The sequence below is a fragment of the Pseudoduganella sp. GCM10020061 genome, assembly GCF_042683405.1.
Lineage (GTDB): Bacteria > Pseudomonadota > Gammaproteobacteria > Burkholderiales > Burkholderiaceae_D > Telluria.
Map to the genome: position 1 here is coordinate 225,476 of NZ_JBHUJS010000011.1, position 14,696 is coordinate 240,171.

The window sequence follows — 14,696 nt, forward strand, 5'->3', positions numbered from 1 at the left end:
TTCACCAGCGTCGCCGCGCCGGCAAGCCCGCCCGCGCGCGCCTTCTCGTCCCATGACCCCAGGTGGCGCCGATGGACTACCTGAGCGGCCTGAACGCCAGCTTCCTGCACCTCGAAACGCCTTCCGTGCCGATGCACGCAGGCAGCCTGTTGATGCTGGACGTGCCCGACGAACGGCGCACCGGTTTCCTCGACGAGCTGCAACGCTACGTCACCACGCGCATGCCGGCCGTTCCCCTGTTGACCCGCAAGCTCCAGCCGATCCCGTTCGGCCTGTCCAATCCGGTCTGGATCACGGACGAGAACGTAGACCTGGACCATCACGTGCGCAGCCACACGCTGGCGGGCGAGGGCAGCATGCACGACCTGGAACGCCTGGTGGCGACGCTGCACGCGGTGCCGCTCGACCGCAGCCGCCCGCTGTGGGAACTGCACCTGGTGGATGGCCTCAAGGAAGGCAGGCTGGCGCTGTACGCCAAGTTCCACCATGCGGCGCTCGAAGGGATCGGCGCGACCGCGATCATGCAGGCGCTCGCCGAAACCGTGCCGGGCGCCGGCAGCGCCGCTCCCGCGGACAAGGCGGCACCAGCGCCAGGCCATGCACCAGGTCCGATGTCGCTGCTGGCGTCGTCGCTGGCGCATGCCGTCGGCCAGGCCTTCGACATGGCGCGCCATATGCCGGAAGGGCTGCGCACGATGGCATCGATGCGCGGGCGGATGCCTTCGGCCGCGCCGCGCACACCCTTCAATGTGTCGGTCGGCGCCGAGCGCGTCTTCGCCACGCTGCAACTGCCGCTGGACGAGCTTTCGCTCGCCGCGCGCGCGTATGCCGGCACGGTCAACGACGCGCTGCTGGCGGTTGTCGATGGCGCGCTGCGCCGATACCTGCAGGCGCATGGCGCAACGCCGGACCGCGCACTGGTCGCGGCGGTACCGGTCAGCCTGCGCGAGCGCGACGGCGGGCATTTGTCCAGCCAGGTCAGCCTGTGGCGCACCGAGCTGGCGACCGCGATGCCCGATGCCGGCTCGCGCATGCGCGCCATCGTCCATCACACCCACGCCATGCGCTCGGAGGTCTCGACGCTGCGGCCGCTGGTCCTGTCGGACTTCCCAGGCCTGGGCGTGCCCTGGATGATGGGCGGCGCAGCCATGGTGGCCGAGCATGCGCGCCTGGCCGAAAACATGCCGCCGCTGGCCAATCTCATCGTCTCCCACGTCGCAGGACCGGCGCATCCGCCCCATATCGCAGGCGCGGGCGTGCTCGCCACCTATCCGGTGTCGATCGTCACGCATGGGCTGGCGCTCAACATCACCGCGCAAAGCTGCTGCGACATGCTCGATATCGGCATCGTCGCCGCGGCCGTTGCCGTGCCGGACGTGCAGCGGCTGGTGGACGACCTGCGCGCGGCGCACGCGGAACTGCTGGCCGCGGCGCGGGCGCTGGAACCCGAGCCGCTGCCGGATACTGACAGTGCCCATGAGGGCAAAACCACAGCCGGCAAGGCCGGCGAGTCCGCTGCGGCAGGGCCACCTCCGGCGTCCGCAGGCGCGGCGCGCCGCAACGGCGGCGCTGCTCCCGCGGCAAGCCGCGGCGCACGCAGCAAGCGAGGTTGACGTGCCCATCGCCAAAGCAAACGGCATCGAAATCGCCTACGAAACCACGGGCGATCCGCGCGGAACGCCCTTGCTGCTGGTGATGGGACTCGGGATGCAGCTGACGGCCTGGCCCGACGACTTCGTCGACGGCCTGGCGGAGCTGGGCTTTTATGTGATCCGCTACGATCATCGGGATTGCGGGCTCTCCACCAAGTTCGACAAGGCCGGGACGCCCAGCCTGTTCTTCACATGGCTCAAGTCGCGTATCGGCTGGCGCATGGGCGCGCCCTACCTGCTGGACGACATGGCGGACGATGCGCTCGGACTGCTGGACTGGCTGCGCGTCCCGCAAGCGCACGTGGTCGGCGTGTCCATGGGAGGAATGATCGCGCAGGTGCTGGCAGCACGCCATCCAGAGCGGGTGTTAAGCCTGACGTCGATGATGTCCACCACCGGGCGCCGTTCGCTGCCGGGCCCGGCCCGCGCGGTGCGCGAGGTCCTCATGCGCGCGCCTAGGCATGCCATGAACCGGCGCGGCGTGATCGAGCACATGGTGGAGGTGCTGCATGCGATCGGCAGCCCGTCGTATCCGACGCCCGATGCGGTGCTGCGCCAGCGTGTGACGCGGGCGATCGAGCGCAATATCTGCCCCGGCGGGGTGCTACGGCAGCTGGCCGCCATCACGGCCTCGGGCGAGCGCTGCGCCCTGCTGCAGAAGCTGCGCGTGCGCACGCTGGTGATCCATGGCGCGGCCGACCCGCTGGTGCCGCTCGAATGCGGCATCGACACCGCCAGCCAGGTCGAGGGAGCGCAGCTGGAAGTCATCGAAGGCATGGGTCACGACATTCCGTCGCCGCTGGTGGAAAGGCTGGTTGCCTTGATCGACGCACATGCGCACGGTAAGATGGCGTTTGACCCAATCGTCCGCCTCTTCGAAAAACAGTGATCCTCCAAGATATCGGCATCGCCATCGTGGCGCCCGGCGGCTGCGCGCTCGATGGCGGCCAGGTCGCGAGCGGCCTGCGCGAACTCGAGGCGCACGGCGCCATCGTCCACAACTACTACGACCATGACCGTCGCTTCCAGCGCTTCGGCGGCACCGACGACGCGCGCCTGGCGGCATTGCACGAGGCGGCGCGCAATCCGGAAGTGCAGGTCATCATGGCCCTGCGCGGCGCCTACGGCGTCAGCCGCATCCTCGACCGGGTCGACTTCGGCCTGCTGGCATCGAGCGGCAAGATCCTGACGGGCTACAGCGACATCACCTCGCTGCATATGGGGCTGCTGGCCATGGAAGGGGCGATGAGCTACGCAGGTCCCATGCTGTACGGCGACTTCGGCAAGCCCGAGCCGGTTGCGTACACGCTGGAGAGCTTCGCGCGCTGCCTGCGCGGCCCCACCCATACCGTGGAAGGCGAGGGCGCCGGCAATCCGGTGCTCGACGTGTCCGGTCCGGTCTGGGGCGGCAACCTGGCCATCCTCTCGCACCTGTGCGGCACGCCCTACCTGCCGCACGTGGAAGGCGGCATCCTGTTCATCGAAGACATCAACGAGCACCCGTACCGCATCGAGCGCATCCTGATCCAGCTGCTCAATTGCGGCGTCCTCGCGCGCCAGAAGGCGCTGGTGTTCGGCGCCTTTACCGACTACCGCCTCGGCCCATCGGACAACGGCTACGACTTCGAGGCCATGCTGGCCTGGCTGCGCGAGCGCGTGCCGGTGCCGATCCTCACCGGCCTGCCGTTCGGGCACGTGCCGGTGCGCGCGACGATTCCCGTGGGCGCGCACGCGCGGCTTGCCAGCGATGGCGAGCGTTTTACCCTGACCATGAGCGGCTACCCGACCCTGCCACATGCCTGAATTGCTGTCCCCCGAAAGCTATTACCGCGCCACCGCAGGCGCCACCGACTACCCGCGCCTGTCCGGTATCCAGGAGGCCGAGGTGTGCATCATCGGCGGCGGCTTCGCCGGCCTGGCCACCGCCTGCGCGCTGATGGAGCGCGGCCGGAACGATGTGGTGCTGCTGGAGTCGCAGCATGTCGGCTTCGGCGCGTCCGGCCGCAACGGCGGCTTCGTGTTCGGCGGCTTCTCGCTGGGCGAGCGCGGACTGGTCGATACGGTCGGTGTGGAGGAGGGGCGCAAGCTGTACCGCCTGACGCTCGACGCGGTCGAGCAGATCCGCCGACGCATCGAGCGCTACGGCATCGACTGCGACGCCAGCCACGCCGGCATCTACCTCGCCAACTGGTTCGACGACGATTCCATCCTCGACGCGCAGCAACGCTTCATGGCCGACTCGCTGGGCGTGGACTGGAAGCGCGTATCGCGCGACGAGCTGGTGGATAAGCTGGACAGCCGCCGCTACTTCGGCGGCCTGTTCGAGGAAAACGCCTTCCATTTCCATCCGCTGAAGTACGCGCAGGGCCTGGCGCGCGCGCTGGATGCGGGCGGCGTGCGGGTGCACGAGAACAGCCGCGTGGCCGGCATCGCCAGGGAGGGCGCGCACTGGCGCGTGAAGACCGCGCAGGGCGAAGTGCGCGCCAAAGAGGTGGTCATCTGCTGCGGCGGCTATATCGAAAAGCTGTACCCGCGCCTGGCCGGCGCGATCCTGCCGATCGCCACCTACGTGATGGTGACGGAGCCGCTGGGCGAGCGCCTGCCGACGGCCATGCGCACCGGCGCGGCGGTCTACGACACCCGGTTCGCCTTCGATTACTACCGGCCGCTGGCCGATTCGCGCATCCTGTGGGGCGGGCGCATCTCGGTGCGCGACCGCAGCCCGGCCGACGTGGCGCGCCTGCTGTTCGGCGACATGATGAAGGTCTATCCGCAGCTGGCCGGGACCCGCGTGGACTACGCCTGGAGCGGCATGATGAGCTACGGCCGCCACAAGATGCCGCAGCTTGGGCGCCTGCCCGAGGGCCTGTGGTACGGCATGGGCTTCGGCGGCCACGGCGTCGGTCCGACCACGCTGGCGGGCGACGTCCTTGCCGCCGCCATCTGCGGCGACGGCGTCACGCTCGACCGCTTTGCGCCGTGGGGCCTGCCATCGACAGGCGGCCCCGCCGGGCTGGTTGCCGCGCAGTTGACATACTGGTACTACGAGCTGCGCGACTGGCTGCGCCAGTGACACGCAGGGGAGCATTCTGCCGCTCCGCGGCGCAGGACGGTTCCCCCATTGCTCAGTGGTAGAATAGAGGGTTATCCCATACCGCATCTTTAGAGGCATTACCCGTGCTACAAACAGCAAACATCACCATGCAATTCGGCGCCAAGCCGCTGTTCGAGAACATCTCGGTCAAGTTTGGCGACGGCAACCGTTACGGCCTGATCGGCGCGAACGGCTGCGGCAAGTCCACCTTCATGAAAATCCTCGGCGGCGACCTGGAGCCGAGCGCCGGCAACGTGTCGCTGGACGTGAACGAGCGCCTGGGCAAGCTGCGCCAGGACCAGTTCGCGTACGAAGACATGCGCGTGCTGGACGTGGTCATGATGGGCCACACCGAGATGTGGGCGGCGATCCAGCAGCGTGACGCGATCTACGCGAACCCCGAAGCGACCGACGACGACTACATGCAGGCGGCCGAGCTGGAAGGCAAAGTGGCCGAGTACGACGGCTACACCGCCGAGTCGCGCGCGGGCGAACTGCTGCTGGGCGTGGGCGTGTCGATCGACCTGCACCACGGCCCGATGAGCGCCGTAGCGCCGGGCTGGAAGCTGCGCGTGCTGCTGGCGCAGGCACTGTTCTCGAACCCGGACATCCTGCTGCTCGACGAGCCGACCAACAACCTGGACATCAACACGATCCGCTGGCTGGAAGATGTGCTCAACGAGCGCAACTCCACCATGATCATCATCTCCCACGATCGCCACTTCCTGAACCAGGTCTGCACCCACGTCGCCGATATGGACTACGGCACGCTGAAGATCTATCCGGGCAACTACGACGACTACATGCTCGCCTCGACCCAGGCGCGCAACCAGCAATTGGCCAACAACGTCAAGGCCAAGGAAAAGGTCGCCGAACTGCAGGACTTCGTGCGCCGCTTCTCGGCCAACAAGTCCAAGGCCCGCCAGGCGACTTCCCGCCTGAAGATGATCGACAAGATCAAGGTCGACGACATCAAGCCGTCTTCGCGCGCCTATCCGTTCGTGCGTTTCGAAGGCGAGAAGAAGCTGCACCGCCTGGCGGTGGAGGTCGAGGGCATCGAAAAGACGTACGACCGCACGCTCTTCAAGAACTTCAGCATCATGGTCGAAGCGGGCGAGAAGATTGCGATCATTGGCGCCAACGGTGCCGGTAAGACCACGCTGCTGCGCTGTATCGGCGGCGACCTGGCCGGCCTGCATCCGGACCGCGGCATCGTCAAGTGGGCGGAAAACGCCAACGTCGGCTACATGCCGCAGGATCCGACCGAGGACTTCGCGACCGACACCACGCTGACCGACTGGATGGGCCAGTGGACCAAGGAAGGCGACGACGACCAGGCCGTGCGCTCGATCCTGGGCCGCCTGCTGTTCTCCGGCGACGAAGTCAAGAAGTCCGTGCGCGTGCTGTCCGGCGGCGAAAAGGGCCGCATGATGTACGGCAAGCTCATGCTGGGCCGCCACAACGTGCTGCTGCTCGACGAGCCGACCAACCACATGGACATGGAATCGATCGAGTCGCTGAACATTGCGCTGGACAAGTACGCCGGCACCATGATCTTTGTGTCGCACGACCGCGAGTTCGTCTCCTCGCTGGCCACCCGCGTCATCGAGATCAAGGAAAACGAGATCATCGACTTCCGCGGCAATTACGAAGAGTACCTGACCAGCCAGGGCATCGCCTAAAGCGTCATCCCCGCGAAAGCGGGGACCCATACGGGCCAGGATGGCGGCGTCAGCATGGGTTCCCGCGCCTGCGGGAATGACGGCGCTTTTCAATCTGTGGGATAGTAATAGCTATGCAAATACTACCGATCAAAACCGTCGAGTACGACCTTCCGCAGGCGGGCCAGACCTGCACCGCCCACGCATGGGCGCGCACCCCGGCCCCGCTGGAGCCGGCCCAGAAAAAAGAACTCAAGGAGCGCATCCGGCGCCTGCTCAAGGAGCAGGAAGCCGTCCTGGTCGCCCACTATTATGTGGACGCCGAGCTGCAGGACCTGGCCGAGGAAACCGGCGGCTGCGTGTCCGACTCGCTCGAGATGGCGCGCTTCGGCCGCGACCACCCGGCCAAAACGCTGGTGGTTGCAGGCGTGCGCTTCATGGGCGAAACGGCCAAGATCCTGAGCCCGGAAAAGCGCATCCTGATGCCGGACCTGGACGCGACCTGCTCGCTCGACCTGGGCTGCCCGATCGAGGAGTTTTCCGCCTTCTGCGACCAGCACCCGGACCGCACCGTCGTGGTGTACGCGAATACCAGCGCCGCCGTGAAGGCGCGCGCGGACTGGATGGTCACCTCGTCGATCGGCCTGGACATCGTCGCCCACCTGCATGCGCAGGGCAGGAAGATCCTGTGGGCGCCCGACCGCCACCTGGGCTCCTACATCCAGAAGAAGACCGGCGCCGACATGCTGCTGTGGCAGGGCTCGTGCATCGTCCATGACGAATTCAAGGGCATTGAACTGGACCTGCTCAAGGCGGAGCACCCGGACGCGAAGATCCTCGTGCACCCCGAGTCGCCGGCGAACGTGGTGGCCCTGGCCGACGTGGTCGGCTCGACCACGCAGCTGATCAACGCCGCCGTGACCATGGATGCCACGCGCTTCATCGTCGCGACCGACAACGGCATCCTGCACAAGATGAAAATGGCCGCGCCCGGCAAGGAATTCATCGAAGCGCCGACCGCCGGCAACAGCGCCACCTGCAAGAGCTGCGCGCACTGCCCGTGGATGGCCATGAACGGCCTGCAGAACCTGGCCGACGTGCTCGAATCCGGCCGCAACGAAGTGTTCGTGGATCCCGAGATCGGCAGGCAGGCGGTGCGTGCGATCGACCGCATGCTCGACTTCGCCGCCGCCAAGAAAGCCAAGGCGTTCCCGACCGGCAAGCTGGAGCAGGAATCCAATCTATTCAAGGGAATCGGCCCCGCATGAGCACGTTGCGCAACCCGTATGACCAGTTCGACGAGGCCCTGCAAAAGGCCTTTGAATCCAATCTCCTCGCGGCGCTGCTGGAAGACGTCGGCACCGGCGACCTGACCGGGCAGCTGGTACCGGCAGACACGCGCGTGAAGGCGCGCGTGCTGGTGCGCGAAGAAGCCGTCCTGTGCGGCGCGCCGTGGTTCGAAGGCGTGATGCGCGCGCTCGACCACAGCATCCGCATCGAGTGGAACTATGCCGAGGGCGACCTGATGGAGGCGAACAGCATCGTGTGCATGATCGATGCACCGCCACGTTCGCTGCTGACGGCAGAGCGCAGCGCGCTCAACTTCATGCAGCTGCTGTCCGGCGTGGCGACGGCCACCCGCAAGTACGTGGAAGTCGTCGCCGGCACCAATGCGCGCATCCTCGACACGCGCAAGACCGTGCCGGGCCTGCGCCAGGCGCAGAAATATGCGGTGCGCGTGGGCGGTGGCCAGAACCAGCGCATGGCGCTGTACGACGGCATCCTGATCAAGGAAAACCACATCGCGGCGGCGGGAGGCGTGACGCAGGCGCTCAAGGCGGCCGAGCAGCTCGGCGCCGGCGTGCCGGTGCAGGTGGAAGTGGAGACGCTGGCGCAGCTGGAAGAAGCATTGGCGGCGGGCGCCAAGTCGATCCTGCTCGATAACTTCGACCTCGACAAGATGCGCGAGGCGGTGAAAATCAACGCCGGGCGCGCGCTGCTGGAAGCGTCCGGCGGCGTCAACATGAGCACCGTGCGCGCGATCGCCGAGACGGGCGTGGACCGCATTTCGATCGGCGCCCTGACCAAGGACGTGCGCGCGGTCGACTACTCCCTGCGCATCATTTAGCGTATTTGCCATCCCCGCGTCGGCGGGGATGGCGAAACGCTTAGCGGCGGGAGGAGAGCACGATTCCCGCCACGATCAGCCCGAACGCGCCCGCGTGATACAGCTGCGGCGCCTCGCCCAGGAACGCCGACGACAGCAGCGCCGCGAATAGCGGCGTCAGGTTGCTGAAGAACGCCGCCACATTCGGCCCGGCGCGCTGCACGCCGGCGCCCCAGCAGCGCAGCGCCACCACCGCCGGTCCCACCGCCACATACAGTAATCCCAGCACCAGCGTCCACCCGAACTCGATCCGCACCGGCACGAGCGCCCACTCGGCCGCCGTGAACAATCCCGACCACGCGACGCCATACAGCACCTGCGCGAACATGAACGCCGCCCAGTCCGCGCGAATCGCGGGCGGATCGCCCGGCTGCAACAGCAGCCAGGTGTAGAACGCCCACGCGATCGACGCCGCGATCATGTACAGGTCGCCCGGCACCAGGCGCAGCGACTGCAGCACGGCTGGGTCGCCGCGCGAGAGCACGAGCAGCACGCCGGCGATCGACAGCGCGGCTCCCGCGACCTGGCGCGCGCGCACCTGCATCCGGAAGAACAGCAGGCCGACCAGCATCATCCACACCGGCATGCTGGCAGCAACCAGGGTCACGTTGATCGGCGTGGAGGTACGCAGCGCCAGATACTGGAGCGAGTTGTACAGGCCGATGCCGAGCAGGCCGAGCATGCCGAAGCGCCGCCAGTTGCTCCATAAGCCGCTTCCGGGCGCGAACACGGCGCGCGCCAGCGGCAGCACGATCAGCAGCGCGAGCGACCAGCGCAGCAGGTTGAGCGTCATCGGTGGGACGGCGTCGCGCAGCAGGCGGCCGGCGATTGCATTGCCGGCCCAAAGGACGGGCGGCACCGTCAGCAGCAGCGCCGTCGAGGGGGAAAGCTTGTGATTCAACGCGGCGGCGGCGTGAGGACGCTCGGCAGCGCCTTCGGCAGCGTGTCAGGATAGTCGCGGCTGAAGTGCAGGCCGCGGCTCTCGTGGCGCGAGAGCGCGCTGTCGACAATCAGCGATGCCACTTCCACCAGGTTGCGCAGCTCCAGCAGGTCCGGGGTGATGCGGAAATTGCGGTAGTACTCGTCGATTTCCTCGCGCAGCAGTTCGATGCGGTGCGCGGCGCGTTCCAGCCGCTTGGTGGTGCGCACGATGCCGACGTAGTTCCACATCGAGCGGCGCAGTTCGTCCCAGTTGTGCGAGATGACGACTTCCTCGTCGGCGTCGGTGACGCGGCTCTCGTCCCACTCAGGCAGGTCGCGCGCCGGTTCGACCGGCAGCGCGGCGATGTCCTGGGCGCAGGCCCGCCCGATCACCACGCATTCGAGCAGCGAGTTGCTGGCCAGGCGGTTGGCGCCGTGCAGTCCGGTGCAGGCGGTCTCGCCGACCGCGTACAGGTTGGCGATGTCGGTGCGGCCGGCCAGGTCGGTGACCACGCCGCCGCAAGTAAAGTGCACGGCCGGCACCACCGGGATCGGCTCCCTGGAAATGTCGATGCCCAGCTCCAGGCAGCGCGCGTAGATGGTCGGGAAGTGCTCCTTGAGGAACTGCGGCGACTGGTGCGAGATGTCGAGGTGGACGTATTCCAGGCCGCGCTTTTTCATCTCAAAGTCGATTGCGCGCGCCACCACGTCGCGCGGGGCCAGCTCGGCGCGCGGATCGTGCGCGGGCATGAAGCGGGTGCCGGCAGCGGCGCCGGCTTCCGGCGGCAGCTTGAGCAGGCCGCCTTCGCCGCGGATCGCCTCGGTAATCAGGAAGGATTTGACGAACGGATGGTACAGGCAGGTCGGATGGAACTGGATGAACTCCATGTTGGACACCCGGCAGCCGGCCCGCCATGCCATTGCGATGCCGTCGCCGGTCGCGGTGTCGGGATTGGTCGTGTACAGGTAGACCTTGCCCGCGCCGCCCGTGGCCAGCACCGTCTGGCCGGCTTCGAAGGTGATGACCTTGCCGCTCTTTTCGTCCTGCACGTACAGCCCGAGGCATTGCGCCCGCGCCGGCGGGTGCGCCGCACCGGTGTGGACCGTGGTGCGGTCAAGCTTGTCGCTGGTGATGACGTCGATCGCGCAGTGATGCTCGAACAGCGTGATGTTCGGGTGCGCGCGCACTTTCTGTTCCAGCGTGACCTGCACCGCGTGGCCGGTTGCATCGGCCGCGTGGATGATGCGCCGCTGACTGTGTCCGCCCTCGCGGGTGAGGTGGAAGCCCATTTCCGCGCTGGCGTCGCGCGTGAACGGCACGCCTTGCGCGATCAGCCATTCGATCGCTTCGCGACCGTGTTCCACGATGTAGCGCGTGGCAGGCTCGTCGCACAGGCCGGCGCCGGCGACCAGCGTGTCCTGGAGGTGCTCGTCGATGCTGTCGCCCGAGTCGAGGACCGCCGCGATGCCCCCTTGCGCCCAGTTGCTGGCGCCATCGAGCAGCGCACGTTTCGAGATGATGGCGACACGGCGCGTTTCGGCCAGGTGCAGGGCCACCGACAGGCCCGCAAGGCCGCTGCCGACGATGGCAACGTCAAATTTCATGGAATTTTGGGGTTATTTGCAACAAACACCACTATAGACCTTTGCGCGGCTCCCCTCAATGGCGCTTTAACCGTTCCGTTCCGTCGCCACGCTTGGTGTCGATCAAAGTGTGGTGCGCCATCTCGTCCAAGATGAGTTTTGACTAGCCCCGGTATTGACGCCCGGAGGACACGTGATACGCATCTTTAATCATTACGTTTCAAAGATGGCGTTCATCCTGCTCATGCTGGAACTGGCGATCCTGGTGACCGCCGCGACCATCGCAGGTGCGCTGCTCCCAACCGATTCGCACGGGTCTTCCGACCTGTACCATTCCAGCGTGGCATTCGCGCTGGTCGTCCTGTTCAGCATGAGCGCCCTCGGGATGTACCAGGGCAGCGGAAACGGAATGAAATCCACGCTGGGCCGCCTGACCCCGTCGTTCGCGCTGGGGTTCGCGCTGCTGCATGCACTGGTGGCGCTGCGGCCGGAGGTCGATCCCCACGCCATCAACCCGGAGCCCGGCGAGATCGCGCTGGTGTTCCTGCTGGGCGCGGCCGGGGTGGTGCTGACACGCCTGATTGTCTACCGCTCCGCTCGCTCGGAGCTGCTGGAGGCGCGCCTGCTGTTCATCGGCAGCGGGCAGCTGGCGCGCGAGTGCATGGAGCTGGCCCGCGGGCGGGCGGGCTTCCACCGCTTCCGGGTCATCGGGTGCGTGCCGGTGCCGGGCGAGGAGGACAGCGTGGCCGAGACCACCCAGCTCGAGCCTGGCGAAACGCTGCCTGGGCTGGCGCGGCGCCTGAATGCGACCGAGATCGTGGTGGCGGTGGCGAACCGGCGCAGCGGGGCCTATCCGGCTCGCCAGCTGCTCGAATGCGCGCTCAATGGCGTGCGGGTGATCGACAGCGCCACCTTCTTCGAGCGGGAGGCATGCCAGATCCGCGTCGATTCGCTCCAGCCCAGCTACCTGATCTTTGGCGGCGGCTTCGACCAGAGCTTCCTGCGCGCCGGATCCAAACGCGCGTTCGACCTGCTGGCCAGCGCCCTGATCTTCGCGGTGGCGTGGCCGGTGATGCTGGTTACCGCACTCATGGTGCGGCTGGAAGATGGCGGTCCCGTGATGTATGCGCAGGAACGGGTGGGCAAGGACGGGCGCCTGTTCAGGGTGCTGAAGTTCCGCAGCATGCGAACCGATGCGGAGATCGCCGGCCTGCCGACCTGGGCCAGCGAGGACGATCCGCGCGTCACGCGGGTGGGACGCATCATCCGCAAGCTGCGCATCGACGAGCTGCCGCAGATCGTCAATGTGTTCAAGGGCGAGATGAGCTTCGTCGGTCCGCGTCCCGAACGTGCGTACTTTGTCAGCCAGCTGGCCGAGGAAGTGCCGTACTACGAGATCCGCCACCGCATCAAGCCGGGCATCACGGGCCTGGCCCAGGTGCGTTACCAGTACGGCGCTTCGGTTGGCGATGCCGTCGAAAAGCTCCAGTACGACCTGTACTACGTGAAGAACAACAGCCTGTTCCTCGACCTGCTCATCCTGCTCGACACCGTGCAGGTGGTCCTGTCGGGAAAGGGCAGCCGCTAGGAGGAGGGATGGGCAAGCAGAAGCTGCTGGTGGTGGAAGACGACCCGGGCCTGCAAAAGCAGCTGCGCTGGTCGCTGTCCGACTACGAAGTCATCGTGGCCGGCGACCGGGAGGCTGCGGTGGTGCAGGTGCACCGGCACCGTCCCGGCGTGGTGACGCTGGACCTGGGCTTGCCGCCAGATGCGGACGGGGCGTCGGAGGGACTGGCTACGCTGCGCCAGATACTGGCCGCCGCGCCGGAAACCAAGGTGGTGGTGCTGTCCGGGAACCAGGACCGCGCCAACGCGCTCAAGGCGGTGGCGATGGGCGCCTACGACTTCCAGTGCAAGCCGGTGGATGTGGAGCTGCTGTCGCTGGTGGTGGCGCGGGCGTTCAACCTGTACGAGATGCAGCAGGAGAACCGGCGCATGGTGCAGATCGAGGCCGATTCGCCGCTGTCCGGCATCGTCACGCGCGATCCGGGCATGCTCAAGCTGTGCCGGAACCTGGAAAAGGTGGCGCCGTCCGGGGCCACCGTGATGCTGCTGGGCGACTCCGGCTGCGGCAAGGAACTGTTCGCGCGCGCGCTGCACAAGCTGGGCCGGCGCGCGGAGCATCGCTTCGTCGCGATCAACTGTGCGTCGATTCCCGAGCAACTGCTCGAGAGCGAACTGTTCGGGCACGAGAAGGGCGCGTTCACCGGGGCGGCCCAGCAAACGCTCGGCAAGATCGAGCTGGCCAACAACGGCACCTTCTTCCTCGACGAGATCGGCGACATGGCGCTGCCGCTGCAGGCCAAGCTGCTGCGCTTCCTGCAGGAGCGGGTGATCGAGCGGGTCGGCGGGCGCCGCGAGATCGCCGTCGACGTGCGCGTCGTCTGCGCCACCCACCAGGACCTGGACACCCTGGTGCGCGAAGGGCGCTTCCGGCGCGACCTGTACTACCGGCTGTCCGAGATCGTGCTGAGGATTCCGCCGCTGCGCGAGCGCGTCGGCGACCGCGCGCTGCTGGCGCACCACTTCAAGAACCGCTACTGTGCTGCGGAAGGGCGCGCGCAGCTCACATTCTCCGACGAAGCGCTGAAGCTGGTCGAACAGTATGACTGGCCGGGCAACGTGCGCGAGATGGAAAACTGCATCAAGCGTGCCGTCATCATGTGCGAGGGGCCGCAGATCGGGGTGCACGACCTGGGGCTGCCGCTGGAGCACGTTCCAGGGCAACCGGCGAGCCTGCGTGAAGTGCGCGAGGCCGCTGAGTACCAGGTGATGGTGGCCGCGCTGGCGCGCTCGGACGGCAATATCGTCAAGGCTGCCGAGATCCTTGGCGTCAGCCGGCCCACGCTGTACGACCTGATGAACCACCACGGGCTGCGCCGCTATCCTGCGGCGGACTCGCGGACGTAGCGGGCACTCTGCCGGCCGGGAACCCGGGGGACTGTCCCCTGCGAGGGGGCAGTCCCCTCGCGGCGCTACTTGTTCACGGTGGCGAGCTTGTTCTTCAGCCCTTCAAGGGGGAAGCCGCGAGCATAGGCTTCGTCGGCGTGGCTGCGCGCCCTGTCGTAGTCCTTGCGCTTGAAGTGCAGCAGGCCGAGGTTGTAGTGCGCCGTTGCGTTCTCGGGATCGGCTTCGATGACTGCCTGCAGCTGCGCCAGCGCTTCCTCTTCGCGCTTGGCCGCGAGCAAGTAGGCGGCATAGGTGCTGCGTACCTGCGCGTCACGCGCGTTCATGCTGAGCGCGCGCAGGAAGTAGCAGTCCACCGGATACGCCGCGCCGCGCGGCTGCGGTGACTTGTCGCGCAGGGCCAGCCTCGCCATCGCCGACAGCGCGCGGTGGTGGTTGGGGAAGCGTTCCAGCGTATAGCCGATGTCGCCGCCGATCGACCCGGACTGGCCGCGCCGCAGCGCCTCCACATCCGCATTGAAGTGGAACTGCTCGACCACCTTCAGCTTGCTGCGGTCGGACGGGTTCAGGTAGTCGCCGCCGGACGCAAGCCGGGCCGGCGCACCGCAATCGGACGCCAGGGCGGCCGCAAGCACAATCAGTTCGATCAT

12 protein-coding genes are annotated in these 14,696 nt (G+C 67.2%); 9 read left to right on the plus strand and 3 right to left on the minus strand.

All coding sequences use genetic code 11. The annotated features are described in order from the left end of the window. The first annotated feature begins 71 nt into the window (after nt 1-71). From ACFSQR_RS15355 to nadC, 7 genes are all read left to right on the plus strand, one after another. Nucleotides 72-1,613 (plus strand): wax ester/triacylglycerol synthase family O-acyltransferase, encoded by a 1,542-nt coding sequence (locus ACFSQR_RS15355; protein ID WP_377730824.1) that lies wholly within the window; start codon nt 72-74, stop codon nt 1,611-1,613. 1 nt (nt 1,614) lies between these two features. Further along, nucleotides 1,615-2,541, plus strand: a complete 927-nt coding sequence (locus ACFSQR_RS15360) for an alpha/beta fold hydrolase (RefSeq protein WP_377730825.1) — start codon at nt 1,615-1,617, stop codon at nt 2,539-2,541. Next, nucleotides 2,538-3,455, plus strand: coding sequence for an LD-carboxypeptidase (locus tag ACFSQR_RS15365; protein ID WP_377730826.1), 918 nt, complete (start codon nt 2,538-2,540; stop codon nt 3,453-3,455). The genes ACFSQR_RS15360 and ACFSQR_RS15365 overlap by 4 nt, the downstream gene beginning before the upstream one ends. Beyond that, nucleotides 3,448-4,725, plus strand: coding sequence for an NAD(P)/FAD-dependent oxidoreductase (locus ACFSQR_RS15370; protein ID WP_377730827.1), 1,278 nt, complete (start codon nt 3,448-3,450; stop codon nt 4,723-4,725). The genes ACFSQR_RS15365 and ACFSQR_RS15370 overlap by 8 nt, the downstream gene beginning before the upstream one ends. A 104-nt stretch (nt 4,726-4,829) precedes the next feature. Then, nucleotides 4,830-6,428, plus strand: a complete 1,599-nt coding sequence (locus ACFSQR_RS15375) for an ABC-F family ATPase (RefSeq protein WP_377730828.1) — start codon at nt 4,830-4,832, stop codon at nt 6,426-6,428. A 113-nt stretch (nt 6,429-6,541) separates the two neighbouring features. Further along, the gene (nadA, locus tag ACFSQR_RS15380) at nt 6,542-7,675 is read left to right on the plus strand and encodes a quinolinate synthase NadA (RefSeq protein ID WP_377730830.1); all 1,134 of its coding nucleotides are present in this window, start codon (nt 6,542-6,544) and stop codon (nt 7,673-7,675) included. Beyond that, nucleotides 7,672-8,535: a carboxylating nicotinate-nucleotide diphosphorylase gene (gene nadC / locus ACFSQR_RS15385; RefSeq protein WP_377730831.1), complete on the plus strand. Its 864-nt coding sequence runs from the start codon at nt 7,672-7,674 to the stop codon at nt 8,533-8,535. Before nadA ends, nadC begins: the two co-directional genes overlap by 4 nt. A gap of 40 nt (nt 8,536-8,575) precedes the next feature. Here nadC and ACFSQR_RS15390 read toward each other — a convergent pair whose 3' ends face one another. Beyond that, nucleotides 8,576-9,475, minus strand: a complete 900-nt coding sequence (locus tag ACFSQR_RS15390; protein ID WP_377730832.1) for a DMT family transporter — start codon at nt 9,473-9,475, stop codon at nt 8,576-8,578. Beyond that, a complete protein-coding gene (gene nadB, locus ACFSQR_RS15395; protein WP_377730834.1) occupies nt 9,472-11,100 on the minus strand; it encodes an L-aspartate oxidase in 1,629 nt (542 codons plus the stop codon). Before nadB ends, ACFSQR_RS15390 begins: the two co-directional genes overlap by 4 nt. 172 nt (nt 11,101-11,272) lie before the next feature. Here nadB and ACFSQR_RS15400 point away from each other — a divergent pair, with 172 nt between their 5' ends. Both ACFSQR_RS15400 and prsR read left to right on the plus strand, forming a co-directional pair. Next, complete coding sequence (locus ACFSQR_RS15400; protein ID WP_377730835.1) at nt 11,273-12,667, plus strand: TIGR03013 family XrtA/PEP-CTERM system glycosyltransferase; 1,395 nt, start codon at nt 11,273-11,275, stop codon at nt 12,665-12,667. Between the two features lie 8 nt (nt 12,668-12,675). After that, entirely contained in the window at nt 12,676-14,049 is a 1,374-nt protein-coding gene (gene prsR, locus ACFSQR_RS15405; RefSeq protein WP_377730836.1) for a PEP-CTERM-box response regulator transcription factor, read from the plus strand. A gap of 65 nt (nt 14,050-14,114) precedes the next feature. On the opposite strand, the gene ACFSQR_RS15410 is transcribed toward prsR, so the two are convergent. Next, nucleotides 14,115-14,696: a tetratricopeptide repeat protein gene (locus ACFSQR_RS15410; protein WP_377730837.1), complete on the minus strand. Its 582-nt coding sequence runs from the start codon at nt 14,694-14,696 to the stop codon at nt 14,115-14,117.

What these genes read in the sequence shown, in the direction of transcription:
- nadA (WP_377730830.1), top strand. Translation starts at nt 6,542, where the DNA reads ATGCAAATACTACCGATCAAAACCGTCGAGTACGACCTTCCGCAGGCG.
- prsR (WP_377730836.1), top strand. Translation starts at nt 12,676, where the DNA reads ATGGGCAAGCAGAAGCTGCTGGTGGTGGAAGACGACCCGGGCCTGCAA.
- nadC (WP_377730831.1), top strand. Translation starts at nt 7,672, where the DNA reads ATGAGCACGTTGCGCAACCCGTATGACCAGTTCGACGAGGCCCTGCAA.
- ACFSQR_RS15410 (WP_377730837.1), bottom strand. Translation starts at nt 14,696, where the DNA reads ATGATCGAACTGATTGTGCTTGCGGCCGCCCTGGCGTCCGATTGCGGT.
- ACFSQR_RS15355 (WP_377730824.1), top strand. Translation starts at nt 72, where the DNA reads ATGGACTACCTGAGCGGCCTGAACGCCAGCTTCCTGCACCTCGAAACG.
- ACFSQR_RS15370 (WP_377730827.1), top strand. Translation starts at nt 3,448, where the DNA reads ATGCCTGAATTGCTGTCCCCCGAAAGCTATTACCGCGCCACCGCAGGC.
- nadB (WP_377730834.1), bottom strand. Translation starts at nt 11,100, where the DNA reads ATGAAATTTGACGTTGCCATCGTCGGCAGCGGCCTTGCGGGCCTGTCG.